14 protein-coding genes are annotated in these 16056 nt (G+C 59.5%); 11 read left to right on the forward strand and 3 right to left on the reverse strand.

What is annotated here, in order from left to right; translation table 11 throughout:
- Positions 1–15: 15 nt before the first annotated feature.
- Positions 16–471 carry a 6-carboxytetrahydropterin synthase QueD gene (gene queD / locus Azoinq_RS13370; RefSeq protein ID WP_216132391.1) on the forward strand — a complete coding sequence of 152 codons (456 nt, stop codon included), beginning with the start codon at positions 16–18 and terminating at the stop codon, positions 469–471.
- Between the two features lie 126 nt (positions 472–597).
- Here queD and Azoinq_RS13375 read toward each other — a convergent pair whose 3' ends face one another.
- Positions 598–1059, reverse strand: coding sequence for an Lrp/AsnC family transcriptional regulator (locus Azoinq_RS13375; RefSeq protein ID WP_216178422.1), 462 nt, complete (start codon positions 1057–1059; stop codon positions 598–600).
- Between the two features lie 252 nt (positions 1060–1311).
- On the opposite strand from Azoinq_RS13375, the gene leuA reads away from it, so the two are divergent.
- The 9 genes from leuA (at position 1312) to Azoinq_RS13420 (ending at position 12189) form a co-directional block, all read left to right on the forward strand.
- On the forward strand, positions 1312–3003 hold the full coding sequence (gene leuA, locus Azoinq_RS13380) for a 2-isopropylmalate synthase (RefSeq protein WP_216128406.1): 1692 nt from the start codon (positions 1312–1314) through the stop codon (positions 3001–3003).
- A gap of 242 nt (positions 3004–3245) precedes the next feature.
- On the forward strand, positions 3246–3887 hold the full coding sequence (locus Azoinq_RS13385; protein ID WP_216128405.1) for a response regulator: 642 nt from the start codon (positions 3246–3248) through the stop codon (positions 3885–3887).
- Positions 3888–4167: 280 nt separating this feature from the next.
- The gene (locus Azoinq_RS13390; RefSeq protein ID WP_216128404.1) at positions 4168–5283 is read left to right on the forward strand and encodes a methyl-accepting chemotaxis protein; all 1116 of its coding nucleotides are present in this window, start codon (positions 4168–4170) and stop codon (positions 5281–5283) included.
- A gap of 13 nt (positions 5284–5296) precedes the next feature.
- Entirely contained in the window at positions 5297–5665 is a 369-nt protein-coding gene (locus Azoinq_RS13395; protein WP_216128403.1) for a response regulator, read from the forward strand.
- A gap of 76 nt (positions 5666–5741) precedes the next feature.
- On the forward strand, positions 5742–6068 hold the full coding sequence (locus tag Azoinq_RS13400; protein WP_216128402.1) for an STAS domain-containing protein: 327 nt from the start codon (positions 5742–5744) through the stop codon (positions 6066–6068).
- 10 nt (positions 6069–6078) lie between these two features.
- The gene (locus Azoinq_RS13405; RefSeq protein ID WP_216128401.1) at positions 6079–8340 is read left to right on the forward strand and encodes a chemotaxis protein CheA; all 2262 of its coding nucleotides are present in this window, start codon (positions 6079–6081) and stop codon (positions 8338–8340) included.
- 38 nt (positions 8341–8378) lie between these two features.
- Positions 8379–9986, forward strand: a complete 1608-nt coding sequence (locus Azoinq_RS13410; RefSeq protein ID WP_216128400.1) for a methyl-accepting chemotaxis protein — start codon at positions 8379–8381, stop codon at positions 9984–9986.
- On the forward strand, positions 9971–10519 hold the full coding sequence (locus Azoinq_RS13415) for a chemotaxis protein CheW (protein WP_216128399.1): 549 nt from the start codon (positions 9971–9973) through the stop codon (positions 10517–10519). The genes Azoinq_RS13410 and Azoinq_RS13415 overlap by 16 nt, the downstream gene beginning before the upstream one ends.
- 17 nt (positions 10520–10536) lie before the next feature.
- Positions 10537–12189, forward strand: coding sequence for a sensor domain-containing protein (locus Azoinq_RS13420; protein WP_216128398.1), 1653 nt, complete (start codon positions 10537–10539; stop codon positions 12187–12189).
- On the opposite strand, the gene Azoinq_RS13425 is transcribed toward Azoinq_RS13420, so the two are convergent.
- Positions 12186–12821, reverse strand: a complete 636-nt coding sequence (locus Azoinq_RS13425; protein WP_216128397.1) for a response regulator — start codon at positions 12819–12821, stop codon at positions 12186–12188. The genes Azoinq_RS13420 and Azoinq_RS13425 overlap by 4 nt on opposite strands.
- Positions 12818–15382 (reverse strand): PAS domain S-box protein, encoded by a 2565-nt coding sequence (locus tag Azoinq_RS13430; RefSeq protein WP_216128396.1) that lies wholly within the window; start codon positions 15380–15382, stop codon positions 12818–12820. The genes Azoinq_RS13425 and Azoinq_RS13430 overlap by 4 nt, the downstream gene beginning before the upstream one ends.
- Before the next feature lie 440 nt (positions 15383–15822).
- Between Azoinq_RS13430 and Azoinq_RS13435 the strand changes: the two genes are divergently transcribed.
- Positions 15823–16050: a helix-turn-helix domain-containing protein gene (locus Azoinq_RS13435; RefSeq protein WP_216128395.1), complete on the forward strand. Its 228-nt coding sequence runs from the start codon at positions 15823–15825 to the stop codon at positions 16048–16050.
- Positions 16051–16056: the final 6 nt, after the last annotated feature.

Below are 16056 nucleotides of genomic sequence, written 5' to 3' on the forward strand. Positions count from 1 at the left end.
CTGACAGAAAAATCCATGCTTATCACCCGCCGTCTTGAATTCGATGCCGGTCACCGCATTCCCGATCACCGCAGCCAGTGTCGCCACCTGCACGGGCATCGCTATGTGCTGGAAATTACCCTGTCCGGCGGGGTGATCCGGCAGGAGGGAGATCCGGCCAATGGCATGGTGATGGACTTTTCCGAGGTCAAGGACATTGCCCAGCGCCATATTGTGGATGCCTGGGATCACGCCTTCCTTGCCTACCGGGGCGATACCCAGGTGGTGGCTTTTCTCCGTACCATGCCCGGGCACAAGACGGTGGAGCTGGATTGCGTGCCTACCGCTGAAAACTTGGCGCTCCAGGCCTTCCGTATCCTGGATCAGGCCTACCAGGACCGCTATGGCAATCACCTGCGTCTGGAGCGGGTGCGCCTCTATGAAACCCCCAATTGCTGGGCGGATGCGGAGCGGGAGTCCCTGGGGGACTAACGACCGGGCCCTTGGCGCGCCCCAGTCAGAAAAAAAGGCCCGCTTCCGGGCCTTTTTCTTTTGGGGAGGTAGTCGTCGGCAGGTGGCCGGCGGGGGCTGGTCCCATCCCCCCAACTAGGTGGCGTTCTAGACCGGCAGGGCGGTTTTATCCACCACGTGGCGCAGCACAAAACTGGTATGGACCCCGCTTACCCCTTCGATGCGGGTAATGCGGTTGAGGAGCAGCTCCTGGTAGGCGTCCATGTCCCGAATCACCACCTTGAGCTGGTAATCCGCATCCTGGCCGGTGATGAGCAGGCATTCCAGCACTTCGGGCAGGGCGGCGATGGCCGCTTCAAAGTGGGCGAAGCGCTCCGGTGTGTGTTTGTCCATGGAGATGTGCAGCAGGGCCATGATGGAAAGGCCCAATTTCCGGGCGTCCAGCACCGCCCGGTAGCCGGCGATTAAGCCGCTTTCCTCCAGAGCCCGGACTCGGCGCAGGCAGGGGGAAGGGGAGAGACCGATACGGTCTGCCAATTCCAGATTGCTCAGCCGTCCTTCCGCCTGCAGAGCTTCCAATATTTTTCGGTCGAATTTATCCAGGTCCATGGGGTGCTCGGTGCATAAGGTGATTAATTTCAATAATAGGATAAAAAATAAAATTATTGAAAATATATTGGCGATTTTGTTGGGTATTTTGCAATTATTTTCCTCGCGTGGCTGCCTATACTGTTCTTCATTCCAACACGGTGGCAGTCCCACTGTCCGGCGGCTCACAAGGCGGTCAGGACGGTTTCCTCCTCACAAGGGCGGAAGGGGAAGGGCGCCGATCCTTTCAATTTTTTCCACGGAAAGATTCCCATGTTGAAGACACCACAAACCAAATACCATCCGGAGCCGCCGGTCCAACTCACGGACCGCCGCTGGCCTGATCGGGTCCTTACCCAGGCCCCCCGCTGGATGAGTACGGATCTGCGGGACGGCAATCAGGCCTTGTTCGAGCCCATGGATGGTGAGCATAAGCTGGCCATGTTCCGCATGTTGTGCCAGATCGGGTTCAAGGACATCGAAGTGGCTTTTCCCGCCGCTTCCCAGACGGATTTTGATTTTGTCCGTACCCTGATCGAGGGGGGGCATATTCCGGACGACGTGACCATTGAAGTGTTGACCCAGGCCCGTCCCCATTTGATTGCCCGCACCATCGAATCCCTGGCCGGTTGTCGCCGGGCCATTATCCATATCTACAACGCCACTTCCCCGGCCTTCCGGGAGCGGGTGTTCGGCATGGACCGGGATCAGGTGGTGGCCATGGCGGTGACGGCGGTGCAGCAGGTGCGTGCCCTGTGCGACGCCCATCCGGAAACGGAATGGACTTTGGAATATAGCCCGGAGACCTTTACCGCCACCGAGCTGGATTTCGCCCGGGACATCTGCGATGCGGTGACCGCCGCCTGGGGGGCCACGCCCAGCCGCAAGGTGATCCTCAATCTTCCGGCCACGGTAGAAATCACCACCCCCAACGTTTATGCGGACCGGATTGAGTGGATGGATCGCCATTTGGCCCGGCGGGACAGCGTCATCCTCAGTGTGCATCCCCACAATGATCGGGGCTGCGCCGTGGCGGCTGCCGAGTTGGCCTTGTTGGCGGGGGCGGAGCGGGTTGAAGGGTGCCTCTTCGGCCACGGGGAGCGTACGGGCAATGTGGATTTGGTGACCTTGGCCATGAATTTCTATGCCCAGGGCATTGATCCCCAATTGGATTTTTCCGACATGGATCGGGTCCGTCGCATGGTGGAAACCTGCACCCAGTTGCCGGTGCATCCCCGCCATCCCTATGCGGGGGATTTGGTCTTTACCGCCTTTTCCGGATCTCACCAGGACGCCATTAAAAAAGGCATGGCCGCCCGGCAGGGGGAAGATCCCTGGGAAGTTCCCTATTTACCGGTGGATCCGGCGGATTTGGGGCGTAGCTACGACTCCATCATTCGGGTCAATAGCCAGTCCGGCAAAGGGGGGATCGCCTATCTGCTGGAGAGTCATTACGGCCTGGTAATTCCCCGGCGCCTGCAAATCGAGTTTAGCGGCATTGTGCAGCAATACACGGATGCCAATGGGGGCGAAGTGACGGCGGAGGGCCTGTGGCGCTTGTTTTCCCAGACCTATCTGGATGTCCCCGGGGCCTACCGCTACATCCGTCACGAACTTTTTGAGCATCGGGGGGCCCAGGGCATTCGTCTTACCGTGGAACGGGATGGTCAGTCCCAAACCCTGGCCGGCATGGGCAACGGTCCCATTGCCGCCGCCCTGGATGCCTTGGGGCTTCCGGTCCATGTGCTCAATTATGAAGAGCGGGCCATGGGGCAAGGGGCAGGGGCCCACGCTGCCGCTATGGTGGAATTGGCCTGGGAAGGCCGCCCCGGTAGCCTGCACGGGGTGGGGCTGGACGCCAACATTGTGACCGCCTCCATTCGGGCCGTGTTGTCTGGCATTAACCGGCTGATGGCGGCCCAAGCTTGGCAGGAACAGGCGGTCGCCTTAAGTTCGGGGGATTGAGCCGCACTCCAAACGAAAGCGTAAAGGAAAGGCCGGGTATGGTGACATACCCGGCCTTTTTTATGACGAATTAATTTTATCAGAGGCGATATTTAAGAAAATATTGCAGACGAAAAATGTCCTTGCCGAAATAAATATTTGGCAATAAATATCTTTGCTGACATTTACAATTTTTTTTGGTAAAAATTATTATGAAAAGCTATATTTTATGATTACCGTTTAATGAAGGTGCTGGTTTTCTTATGAGCATATCGGTATTAATTGCTGACGATCATGCCCTGATCCGCGTCGGGATTCGGCAGCTTCTGGTGACAACGCCGGATATCCGGGTGAGCGGAGAAGTCTCTGATGGGGATGAAGTGTTTGGGGCGGTGGAAAAAAATGCTCCTGATTTATTGGTAATGGACGTTTCCATGCCCGGTTGCCATGGGGAACAACTGGTGTCGGCATTGGGGCGGCGTTTTCCCGCTCTACCCATCCTCATATTGTCCATCTATAAAGAACATCCTATTGTGCAGGGACTGTTTCAGTCAGGCATCAAAGGGTACGTGACCAAGGACGCGGAGCCCGAGGTGCTCATCGAAGCTATCCGCAAAGTGGCGTCTGGTGGCCATTTCATCGATCCTAAGCTGGTGGATGTGGTGATCTCCGGCTACGCCAACCCCAGTCCCATGCTCCACGAGAGCCTGTCCGCCCGGGAGCGGGAAATTTTTCAGTTACTGGTGGATGGGGTGTCGGTCAGCGAGGTAGCCAATGTGCTGAATATTTCCATCAAAACGGTGAGTACCCATAAGGCCAGAATCCAGAAAAAACTACAGGTAGCTTCTACCGTGGAAATGGTGCATTACGCCGTTCGCCATCATTTGGGTAATGGGCAATATTGAAATTTTCCCACAAAATAAAATAAGAACAATATAGGAATATTCTTACTTATATAGAGGAAATATTCCTATAAAAACTTCGGCTTTTTGTCTCTTGTCAAAAAGTCATATTTAATCCATCATGAATTGTGTAAAAAATTTTTTACACGTTTATTGCTTATAACAAATTGGTTTTGTTTTTTTGCACTTACGGTGCCGGGGTGGGGAAATTCACCCCCGGGGGGTTTGGGTCATGAATCAGTGGCGCGTTTTACTGTGTTGGGGATTACCCGCAGGGGTATCCATGGTCGTGGGGGGCGTGTGCTATTTCGCCCACGACTGGCCTGGCGTGGTGTTGTTGCTGATCGCCCTGGGGATGCCGTTACTGGCCTCCTGGGGATGGTGGGCGGCCAACCGGGAGGAAGTCCTTAGCCTTCCTTCTCCGGGCCCGGAGCCTGGGGGTGGGGCAGAAAGCGGGCCGGGAGTGGTGGGCCTGGATGACCTCTGCCGTCAGGTGCTGCCGGTATGGGGCGACCATCTGGGTACGGTACGCCGCCAGGCGGAGGACGCCATCGCGACTCTTTCTTCCCAATTCTCTACCCTGGCCCAGCGTCTGAACGCCGCCGTTGAGGCGTCCCGGCGGGAGGTGGAAGGGGATGAGACCCATGGTTTGGGGGTGGTGCTGGACGAAAGTGAAGGCCGTTTGCAAACCGTCACCCAGTTTCTCCGCAGTTCCTTGGACAACAAGCAGGCCTTGCTGGAGGAAATGGGCCAGCTGAGCTCCCTCACCGAGCAGCTCCGCGCCATGGCGGAAGACGTGGGCAAGATCGCGTCCCAGACCAACTTGTTAGCCCTGAATGCGGCCATTGAAGCGGCTCGGGCGGGGGAAGCGGGGCGGGGGTTTTCGGTGGTGGCGGACGAAGTGCGGAAGCTCTCCAACGAATCAGGGCAGACCGGTTCCCGGATACGGGAAACGGTGGGGGTGGTGAATAGCACCATCGCCTCGGCCCTGGCGGCGGCGGAGCAATACGCCAAAGAAGAACAACAGGTGATTTCCACGGCGGAAGGAGAAGTGGCGGGGGTGCTGGAAGGCTTCCGACGCTCCATGGAAAGCCTGGGGGAAGCCTCGGCCCACCTCCAGGAAGAATCCGCTGGCATCGGCAGCGAAATCGCCGGGGTGCTGGTATCCCTCCAGTTCCAAGACCGGATCGACCAAATCCTCTCCCACGTCTCCCGGGACATGGACAAACTCAAAGACCTGCTGAGCCACCCGGATACGGACGAAGGCCAGGTGCCGGACGCCCGGAGCTGGCTGGGGGCCCTGGAAGATACCTACACCACGGCGGAACAACACGCCGTGCATCACGGCAATGCCCCGGGCGGCAGTAATCCGGAACCGGCGGGCATCACCTTTTTCTAGGAGAGCGCAACCCATGGCTAAAACGATCCTCATCGTGGACGACTCCACCTCCCTGCGGCAGGTGGTCAAGATCGCCCTCAGTGGCGCGGGCTACGACGTGATCGAAGCCTGCGACGGGGTAGATGCCCTAAGCAAGCTGGACGGACGGAAAGTACATCTGGTGGTGAGCGACGTGAATATGCCCCGGATGGACGGCATCACCTTCGTGCGGCAACTGAAACAAAAGCCCGGCTACCAATTCACGCCGGTGATCATGCTCACCACCGAATCCGAAGCGGAAAAGATGAAACAGGGCCAAGCCGCCGGGGCCAAGGCCTGGGTGGTGAAACCCTTCCAGCCAGCCCAAATGCTGGCGGCGGTGGGCAAGCTGGTGATGGCCTAAAGCAAATTCCCAAGCGGCGGATCGCCGCTCCACACCCGGAAGTTCAAACATTCATGGATAGATGAAGGGGGGCTTCATGTCGCTACGTATCGAGCAACAAGGGCAAATCAGCCGGGCCATTCTGGACGGAGAACTGACCATCTACAGCGCCACGGACGTGAAAGACGCCCTGATGGGCGAACTGGAACGCTGCCAGGAAATGGAAATCGACCTGTCCGGCGTGGAAGAAGTGGATACGGCAGGGTTTCAAGTGCTGATCCTGGCCAAGCGGGAAGCGGCCAAAGCCTTAAAGACCCTGCGCATGGTGGCCCACAGCCCGGCCACCCTGGAAGTGCTGGAACTGCTGGACATGTCCGCCTATTTCGGAGATGCCCTGCCGGTGAAAGAAAACTGGGCAGCGTAAAGGAGCGGACATGGACAATCCCCTAGCCGGCCTGGAAGCAGCTCTCCAGACCTTTTACGAAGAAAGCCGGGATCTGCTCCAGGTCATGGAAGAGAACCTGGAAGCCCTGGCGGATGGCGACGCAGATCCGGAGCGGGTCAATGCCCTGTTCCGGGCGGCCCACACCATTAAAGGGTCGGCGGGCATGTTCGACCTGGCCCCGGTGGTGAGCTTCACCCACAACGTGGAAACCCTCATGTCCCAGGTACGGGACGGCAAAGTGAGCCTGGACGGCAACCTGGTCCAGCTGCTCCTGGAATGCCGGGACCACCTGGAAGACCTGATCGCCTGCACGGAACGTCAAGAAACCCCGGCCGCCCCCATGGCGGCCCGGGAGCAAACCCTGGTGACTCGCCTGCACCAGGCCGTGGGCGCCCCGGAGGCCACCCCTGGCCCGGCGGGCGTGGGTACGGGAGTGGGGGCAGGGAGCGACAGCGCCGCCCCCTCCGCCTCCGCCCCCGGGGTCATTCCGGAAGCCGTGGAAGACGGCGCCCCGGCGGGGGACGCCCCGGGCCGGGACGCCTGGCACCTTTCCCTGCGCTTTAAGCCCGGGGTGCTGCAAAACGGCATGGACCCCTTGGGCTTCCTCCGCTACCTCTCCCAGATCGGCCGCATCGCCCACATCACCACCCTGCCGGACGCCATGCCGGAGGCCGACCAGATGAATCCCCTGGACTGCTACCTGGGGTTTGAAATCGAGCTGGAATCCGAGGCGGACAAAGCCACCATCGAACACGTCTTCGACTTCGTCTGGAGCGACTGCCAGCTGCGCCTCCTGCCCCCCCGGAGCCGGGCCCAGGACTTTGTGGACCTGATCCACGAACTGCCGGAAGGACCGGAGCGGCTAGGAGAAATCCTGGTGGCGGCCGGCGCCCTGACCCCCAAGGAACTGGAACTGGGCTTGGCCCACCAGGCCAAGATCGGCAATGCGGCGGAAGTACCCCTGGGGGAAATCCTGGTGGAGCAGGGCATGGTCCAGCCCAAGGTGGTGGAAGCCGCCCTGGAACACCAGCACGTGGCCAAGGAAAAAGAAAAGCGCGCAGGAGAAAACCGCTTTGTGCGGGTCCATGCGGAAAAGCTGGACATGCTCATCAACCTGGTGGGGGAACTGGTCATCGCTGGGGCCACGGCCCACCTGGAAGCCAAGCGGCGCAAGGACCGGCAGCTGATGGAATCCTCCTACTCCGTCTCCCGGCTGGTGGAAGAAATCCGGGACGTGGCCTTAAAGCTACGCATGGTGGAAATCGGCGATAGCTTCAACCGCTTCCACCGGGTGGTGCGGGAAATGAGTAAGGACCTGGACAAGGTCATTGCCCTGGACATTACGGGAGCGGAAACCGAGCTGGACAAAACCGTGGTGGAAAAGATCGGGGACCCCCTGATGCACCTGGTGCGGAACTCCATCGACCACGGCCTGGAAACCCGGGCCGAGCGGCTGGCGGCGGGGAAGGCGGAACAGGGCCATATCCGGCTCAACGCCTTCCACGACTCGGGGAGCATTGTGGTGGAAGTGGGGGACGACGGCCGGGGCCTGAATCGGGAAAAGATCCTCAGCCGGGCCCGGGAACGGGGCTTGGTGCCGGAAGGCCAGGACCCGGAAGACGGGGAACTGTACGCCCTGATCTTCGAACCCGGCTTCTCCACCGCGGAGAAGGTCACCAACATCTCCGGGCGAGGCGTGGGGATGGACGTGGTGAAACGGGAAATCACCGGGCTCCGGGGCAATGTGGAAATCGACACGGAGGCGGGGAAGGGCACCACCATCCGGCTGCGCCTGCCTTTGACCCTGGCCATTATCGACGGCTTCCTGGTGCGGGTAGGGGGCGTGCCCTTCGTTCTGCCCCTGGAAGCGGTGCGGGAATGCGTGGCCCTGCAAGACATCGGCAACGACCGGCGGCACTACACCAACCTGCGGGGAGAAGTGCTGCCCTACGTACGGCTGCGGGAACTGTTCGGAGTGGAAGGAGAAGTGCCCCGGCGGGAAAACATCGTGGTGGTCCATTACCTGGGCCGGCGCATCGGGGTGGTGGTGGACGAACTGCAAGGGGAATTGCAGACGGTAATTAAACCCCTGGGCCAACTCTTCCGGCACCTGCGGGGCATCTCCGGCTCCAGCATCCTGGGCAGCGGGGAAGTGGCCCTGATCGTGGATGTCTCCGCCCTGGCTCAGATCGCCGCTAACCATGAAAAGACGGTGGATGGGGCCAGTCGGCGGGAAATGCTCGAAATTTAAATCAGCTTGTTTCTATTCATTTGTTGAAGGGATTGACCATGTTCAAAAATTTGAAAATTGGGGCCAGATTGGGGATCGGCTTCGGCTTGGCCGTGGTTTTGACGGTGGCCATTGTGCTAGTGGCTCTCTCCCGGTTGTCGGCGTTGAATGAAGAGGTTCAGTCATTGGTCCATGGTCGTTGGGAGGGCGCGGTAGCGGCCAATAAAATTGTGGAAAGTTTGGGCAATATCCGCTCCGATTTTCGGACCCACTACATCACTAACGATAAGAGTGTAGAGCGGAAAAAGTTGGAGGATATTGAAGCTTCAGCTAAAACGATCAAAGAGGAATTTGCCAAGCTTGACGCCATAGCTAAAACGGAAAAGGGCAAGAAGCTGGTTAGAGATGCGGCGGATGGCTTCGATAAATTGTTGCCTATGTTTGATGTTCAGAAAGGCCTCGCGGATACCAGCTCAGCTCAGTACAACAAGGACAAGGCGGCTGAATTCTTGCTGGGGGAATTTACGCTGGCTATTCGGGCAGAGCGAGCCAAGGTTAATGATCTGTTGGAATTTGAAGTCCAAGCCTTCGCTGATTCCGGCGAAGCGGCTACCCAGGCCTACACGGATGGTCGGAATACATTGATTACCATCACTGTGATTCTCGTCATACTTTCCCTGGGCATGGCTTTCTGGATCACCCGTTCCATCACCCAGCCGGTGGGTGAAGCCCTGGGGGCGGCCAATGCCCTGGCGGCAGGGGATCTGAGTGTGCAGCTGGTGGCGAACTCCCGGGATGAAGTGGGCCAGCTGATGGGGGCCATGGAAAACATGATCACCAAGCTCAACCACATAATCGGGGAAGTGCGGAGTTCGGCGGACAATCTCTCCAGTGCGGCGGAGGAAGTGTCCGCCACCTCCCAGTCCCTGTCCCAGTCTTCTTCCGAACAGGCGGCCAGCATTGAGGAAATGAGCGCTTCCGTGAATCAGAATACGGAAAACGCTAAGGTCACCAATGGCATGGCCTCCCAATCCGCCGGTCAGGCCAACGAAGGGGGCGAAGCGGTACGGGAAACCGTCACCGCCATGAAACGCATCGCGGACAAAATCGGCATCATCGACGACATTGCCTACCAGACCAATCTGCTGGCCCTGAACGCGGCCATCGAAGCGGCCCGGGCCGGGGAACACGGCAAGGGCTTTGCGGTGGTGGCGGCGGAAGTGCGCAAGCTGGCGGAACGGAGCCAGGAAGCGGCCCAGGAGATCAGCGAAGTGGCCAGCGGCAGCGTACAACTGGCGGAAAAAGCGGGCAACCTGCTGGATCAAATGGTGCCGGCCATCCATAAAACCTCCGACCTGGTTCAGGAAATTACTGCCTCTTCCCAGGAACAGGCTACCGGGGTGGGCCAGCTGAACCAGACCACCCAGCAGAACGCTGCCGCCTCCGAAGAACTGGCGGCCACCGCCGAGGAAATGAGCAGCCAGGCTTTGCAATTGCAGGAAATCATGTCCTTCTTCAAGCTCAAGGCGGAAGGCCGGAGCGCGGCCAGCCAGGGTAAAGGGGCCAAGCGGGGCAAAGTGGCGCCCAAGCTGGCCAATAACCGGGCCGGTGGAGAGGAAAAGGACTTCGAACATTTCGAAGGAGGTGCGGAATGGGTGCGCTCGTAACCACTAACCAAGGGAGCCGGGCTTCGGCCCGGGACGGGGGGGCGGTGGAACAGCAGCAGTTCCTCACCTTCCAGTTGTCCGGCGAATTATTCGGCCTGAGTATCCTGACGGTTAAGGAAATCATCGAGTTCGGCACCCTGACCCCGGTGCCCATGATGCCCCCCTACATGCGGGGGGTGATTAACCTGCGGGGCGCCGTGGTGCCGGTTATCGACCTGTCCGTGCGCTTTGGCCGTCCCCCTTCCCAGGTCACCCGGCGCAGTTGCGTGGTGATCGTGGAGGTGGAAACGGAGGCGGGCCAGCAGGTGCTGGGGGTGATGGTGGATGCGGTGAATGAGGTGCTGGATATTCCGGCGGATCAGATCGAGCCGCCCCCCAGCTTCGGCGCCCGCATCCGGGCCGAATTCATCGCCGGCATGGGCAAGGTGGCCAAGGGCTTTGTCATTCTGCTGGCGGCGGATCGGGTGCTGTCGGTGGAGGAACTGGCCGACCTCAGTAGTCGGGCGGAATCCCCGGTAAGCGCCGGGGAATAGCAAAATGGGGATGGCGTATGGACTTTCAGATTGGCCTCGATTCCTTCTCCGACGCCGACATGGGTCATCCCCTGATTTCTCTGATCGACGCCCCTTGCCTAGTCAGTGATGGCAACGGCTGCATCCTGAGTTGTAACAAAGGACTGGAGGCTCTGTTGGCCTGTCCCCAGTCCGATCTGGTGGGCCAGCCCCTGGCCCAGATTCTCTCCCCCAAGGTTTTCGGGGCCCGGCTGGAGGGCGGAGCGCCTCGCCCCGTCCAGGCTCACCGGGTGGGCCTCTCCATACCCCTGGGGCGGCGCCAGTTATGGCTTTTGTCGGTGGAAAGCAAGGGGGAGCCAATCTCTCAGCCCTCGCCACCGACCCGAATCGGAGTAACTGTGGCACAACGGGATGGCCTGACCGGCCTATTGGAACGGAGTCCCTTTCTGGCTTGTCTGGGCAAAGCCCTGGTGGCGGCCCGGAAATGCGGGGAAAAGATCGGGGTGATCTGTCTGGATTTCGATCACCTGAAGTACATCAACAACGCCTACGGCCTGAAAGCCGGGGATCGGGTGCTGCGGGAGGTGGGGCAGCGCTTGCAAAACTTCCTGGGCAAGGAAGGGGTGGTGGCCCGTAGCGGCGGAGACGAATTCGCCATCATGCTGCGCTGCGTGGAAGGGAAGCAGGACCTGTCCATGGTGGCCGGGGTGTTGAATAGCCTTATTGCCGCCACCTTGAAGTGGGAGGAGCAGGAGCTGAATCCTTCCGCCAGCCTGGGCATTGCCCTCTATCCCGACGATGGGGCGGACCCGGAAAGCCTGTTTTCCGCCGCTACCATTGCGGCGGCCAAGGCCAAGGAAGAGGGGCGGGACACCTTCTGCTTTTTTGATGCGGAATTGCAGCATCAGGTCCATGAGCTGGTGAGTCTGGACACCTTTCTCCATCATGCGCTGGATAAAAATCAGCTGTATCTCAAGTATCAGCCCCAGGGCGCCCTGGAATCGGGGGCTCTGGTGGGGGGGGAGGTGCTGGCCCGCTGGCACCACGAGCGCCTGGGGGAAGTGCCGCCGGACCGGTTTATTCCGGTGGCGGAACGTACGGGCTTGATCGTGGAAATCGGGGAATGGGTGTTGCGCACCGCGTGCCGCCAGTACCGGCGCTGGGCGGATCAGGGCTATTCCTTGCAGCGTCTGGCCGTCAATCTGTCTCCTTTGCAGTTCCGCCAGGCCAATCTTGTCTCCGTGGTCAAAGGTGCCCTGGCGGATAGCGGGGTGCCGCCGGAAGTGGTGGAACTGGAAATTACGGAAACTTCCCTGATGCGGGACCCCCTGCGGGCGACCCAGGTGTTGCGGGAGTTTTGCGACATGGGCATCCGGGTGGCCCTGGATGACTTTGGCACCGGCTATTCCTCCCTGGGCTATTTGCAGTCTTTTCCCCTGCACCGCATCAAGATTGACCGCTCCTTCGTCAAGGATTTGCCCTACAACGCCAATAGCCGGGCCATTGTACGCACCATTCTTTCCCTGGCCCGCAACCTTCAATTGCAGACCATTGCGGAAGGGGTGGAGACGGAGGAACAGCGGGAGTTTCTTTTGGCGGAGGGCTGCGATGAAATCCAGGGCTATTTGCTCAGCCGTCCCCTGGATGCCCAGGGCTTTGCCGCCTTTATGGCCCGGGGGCCGTCCCATTAGGGAGGCAGGGGGTAGGAGAGGGCGTAGCGGATTAAATCCCCGTTATTCTTGAACTCCATTTTTTTCATGATGTTCTTTTTGTGGGCGGCCACGGTTTTGTAGCTGATGTGGAGGCGCTCGGAAATTTCCTTGGGACAGATATCCCGGGCCAGAAGGGCCAGCACCTGCCGCTCCCGGGGGGTAAGCCGCTCCGCCCTGACCTGGGGCAGGGGCCCCAGGGCCGCTTCGAAAGCCACGTCCTGAGCCAGGCTCGGGTCCAGGTAACGGCGCCCTTCCGCGACCCGGCGAATGGCCAGGAGCAGGGTTTCCGGGTCCCGGTCCTTGGGGACGTAGCCGTGGGCCCCGGCCCGCAGGGCGTCCTGCACGATGCGAGGGTCGTTGTGCATGGAGAGAACCAGGATGGGTAGGGCCGGATGGTGGCGGCGAATTTCCTTAATCAGAGCTTCGCCGCACAGGCCGCCCATGGTCATATCCAGGAGCAGTACGTCAATGTCCCCCTGGGCCAGGCGCAGCAAGGTGCTGGCCCCGTCCGGGGCTTCGGCCTGGGTGCGGATGTCGGGGGTGATGGAGAACAGCCGTTTCAGGCCTTCCCGCATGATGGTGTGGTCGTCGGTGATCATTACCCGGATCATGAGGGCCCTCCGTGGGATAGGGGAATGGTGACGGTAATTTGGGTGCCCCCCTGGGGACGGGAGTGGATGGCCAGTTGGCCGTTGAGCATCTGGCAGCGTTCCGTAATGCCCAGCAGGCCGAAGGAGCCCTGCTTTTCCTCCGGATTAAACCCTTTGCCGTTGTCCGAGATGGACAGATGGCAGCATTGGGGCTGGATGTCCAGTTGTAGCCGAGCCTCCGTGGCCTGGGCGTGACGGGTGATGTTGGTGAGGGATTCCTGGGCGATGCGGAAGAGGGGTACGGCGATTTCATCGGCCAGCTTGCCGTAATCCCTGGGCAGTTCCAGATGGAGGTGAATGCCGCTGGCTTTCTGGAATTCCCGGGTCAGCCACTCGAAGGCGGCTCCCACCCCCTTGTCCAGTACGGCGGGGCGGAGCATGGCGGCGATATTGCGGACTTCTTCGATGGACTGGTCGATCAGGGCTACCAGGCTGCTCACTCGTTCTGCAAGAAGCGGGGCCTGGGGGCCGAATTCCAGGCGCAGAGTAGAAAGCCCCATGCGCAGGGCGGTGAGCTGCTGCCCTAATTCGTCGTGGATTTCCCGGGCGATTTTCTTCCGCTCCTCTTCCCGGGCCGATTCCCGCCGGGTGGCCAGGGCCTGCAGGAGGCGTAAGGATTCCTGCAAACGCTGTTCGCTTCTTTTCAGGGGGGTGATATCCCGGCCAATGGAGAGGGCCCCAATGATTCTGCCCGATTCGTCGTGTTCGGCCACGATATGGACCAGATGGACACGGGGCCGTTGTTTGGCGTCCCGAAGGAGGGTGATTTCCCCCTCCCGGGATTGGCCGGTCAGGAGCACCTCCTGCAACAGGATTTGATATTGGGGATTATGGAGGGAGGGAACGGTGCTGAAATGGCGCCCCAGAATATCGGACAGGGAATTGAGGCCCAGGGTGCGGATAAAGGCGGGATTGATATAAGTGCAATGGCCCTGGGTGTCGTATTTGGCAATATTGTCCGGCAAATGGCGGGTCAGGCTGCGGAAGCGTTTTTCGCTTTCCCGCAATTCGTGGATGTCGATGCCGATGGCTAAAACGGAGGTGATTTCCCCCTGGGGATCGAATTCCGGGGCAAAGGTGGAACGGGCCCAGCGGATGCCGCTCTTGGCTCGATAACGATGGTCGAAGGTAATGCTCTGGCCGGTGCTGAATACGGACTGGAGGGCGTTGAGATAATGGGGAATATCCAGGGATAGGGAATCTTCCGTCAGGCGTTTGCCCACAAATCCTTCCCGGCGTTCATCGATATAGAGAAAGGTCATGGGATTGGCGTAGGTGCGGCGGAATTCCCGGTCATAGCGGATCAGGGAGCCGGGGAGATTTTCCACCAGGGAGCGGAAGGATTGTTCCTTGCTTTTCAGCCGGGATTCACTTTCTTTTTTGTCCGTGAGATTACGCACCGTGCTGAGAATAAAACGGGAGCCTTCGTAAGCGAAGACGGAGGAAGTGACTTCCACGGGAACCATCCTCCCATCCTTTGTCCGGTGCCGGGTTTCTACCGTAGGGCTGATGGCTTCGCTGGTAAACATGGCTTGGTGGATGGACTGGATTTTTTCCTTAGGCAGGTTGGCATCAATATCCTGAGGCTTGAATTGCAGTAATTCTTCCCGGCTGTAACCCAATAAATGACAGGCGGTTTGATTAACGTAAATGAACCGGCCTTCGTGTTCATTAATGAGAAATACCGCATCGGAGGACTGGTCGATGGCATGGGTTAACAAGCGGATTTGCTGATCCCGGCTTTTACGCTCGGAAATATCCCGTACCAGAGCCAGAAAAAACTCGTTGCCCTGGTAGCGAAAGCGGCTGGCGGTGACCTCTACGGGGAATAGCTGGCCGGAACGGGTCCGCAGTTCCCGGTCGTAAACGAAGTTTTTGACCGGGTTGGCCGGGTCCCAGAGCTGGTTCCACCATTCAGCGGACCATTCCGCGTCGATTTGGGACAGGGGGGTTTGGAGCAGATATGCCCGGGAATAGCCTAGGGCCCGGCAGGCTTCCTTGCTGGCATAGAAGAAGTGTTGTTGCCCTTCCTTGACCAAATAGGTGGCTTCCTCAATCTGGTCCAGGGCGTGGATCATGAGGCAGGCAGAAGGCTGCCGGGGCTTGAGTGAAAAGACTGGCGGTTTGGCCAGGGCGCAGGCGGGGCCAGTTAGAATTTCCTGGAGCCGGGGAAAGTGGGCGGCGATCCCCGGGCGATGGGCGGCCAGCTTCGCCTGCACTTCTTCCTGTATCAGGGGCAGGGGCAGATAGTCCGCTCCGCCGTTGGCAAAACAGCGTTGGCGAAAGTCAGGGGAGGTGTCCGGGCTGAGCAGAATGCAGGGGGCGGGGCGCCATTCCCGTCTTAGCTGGCGCAGCCGCTTCTGCCATTCCTCCTGGGGCCATCCTTCGATGGGAAATAGCACCAGATCGGGGGGGACGGGGGGCGGGGTGGCATGTACCGTATATCCAGCCCGGCGGAGGCTAAGGGCAATGTCCTCCAGGGGGCGGTGGGGATTGGGGACGAGAAAGAGGTTGAGGGTCATGATGGGGCTTCAGTGAAGGAGGTGGGGCGCTCGATCCGGATAACTCTCATCATGGGGGCATTAATCGGTGACCTTCCGCGACGCCGGGGGCCGTCCTGCCATAAAGAAAGGGCGGGGCGTCTGGAAAGAAGCCCAGGGGCATACGTGGATGGAATGTTCCCAAAACTTGGGATGGCGGACCCGGAGAAGGCCCGGCACAATAGGATATAAAGCCCTTGTTTGCTTACATGAATCTTTCCGCGGAAAGATTTTCATGGAGGCCCGATGGAGAGATGGTCACGGAAGAGATCGCCTCTTCAAGTTAGGGGTGGGAAGGCGTGGATGCCTTGCCTACCTCCCCTTCATCAGAATAACCCGTTATGGGATATTTTGGGGCGGGTCATTAGTCTGGAAGCATGCCGAGTTCTTTGCACAGCCCCCAATATGACATTTTCAGAAGCATGCTTATAAAAGCGCGAGAAGAAGCCGGTATTACCCAATGTGCCCTGGCTCGCCGGTTAGGTAAGCCCCAGAGCTTTGTTTCCAAATTAGAACGGGGGGAGCGGCGTCTGGATGTGCCCGAGTTTGTCCTGTTCGCCCAGGCTCTGGGGATCGATACGGAGAAGTTCCTCAACGACTTTCGTCGGGCTTTGCTGGCGGGGGGGCGCCCGTTTCCCGAAAGCGCCTAGGCGCTG

This window comes from Azospira inquinata (assembly GCF_018905915.1).
Taxonomy (GTDB): Bacteria; Pseudomonadota; Gammaproteobacteria; order Burkholderiales; family Rhodocyclaceae; genus Azospira; species Azospira inquinata.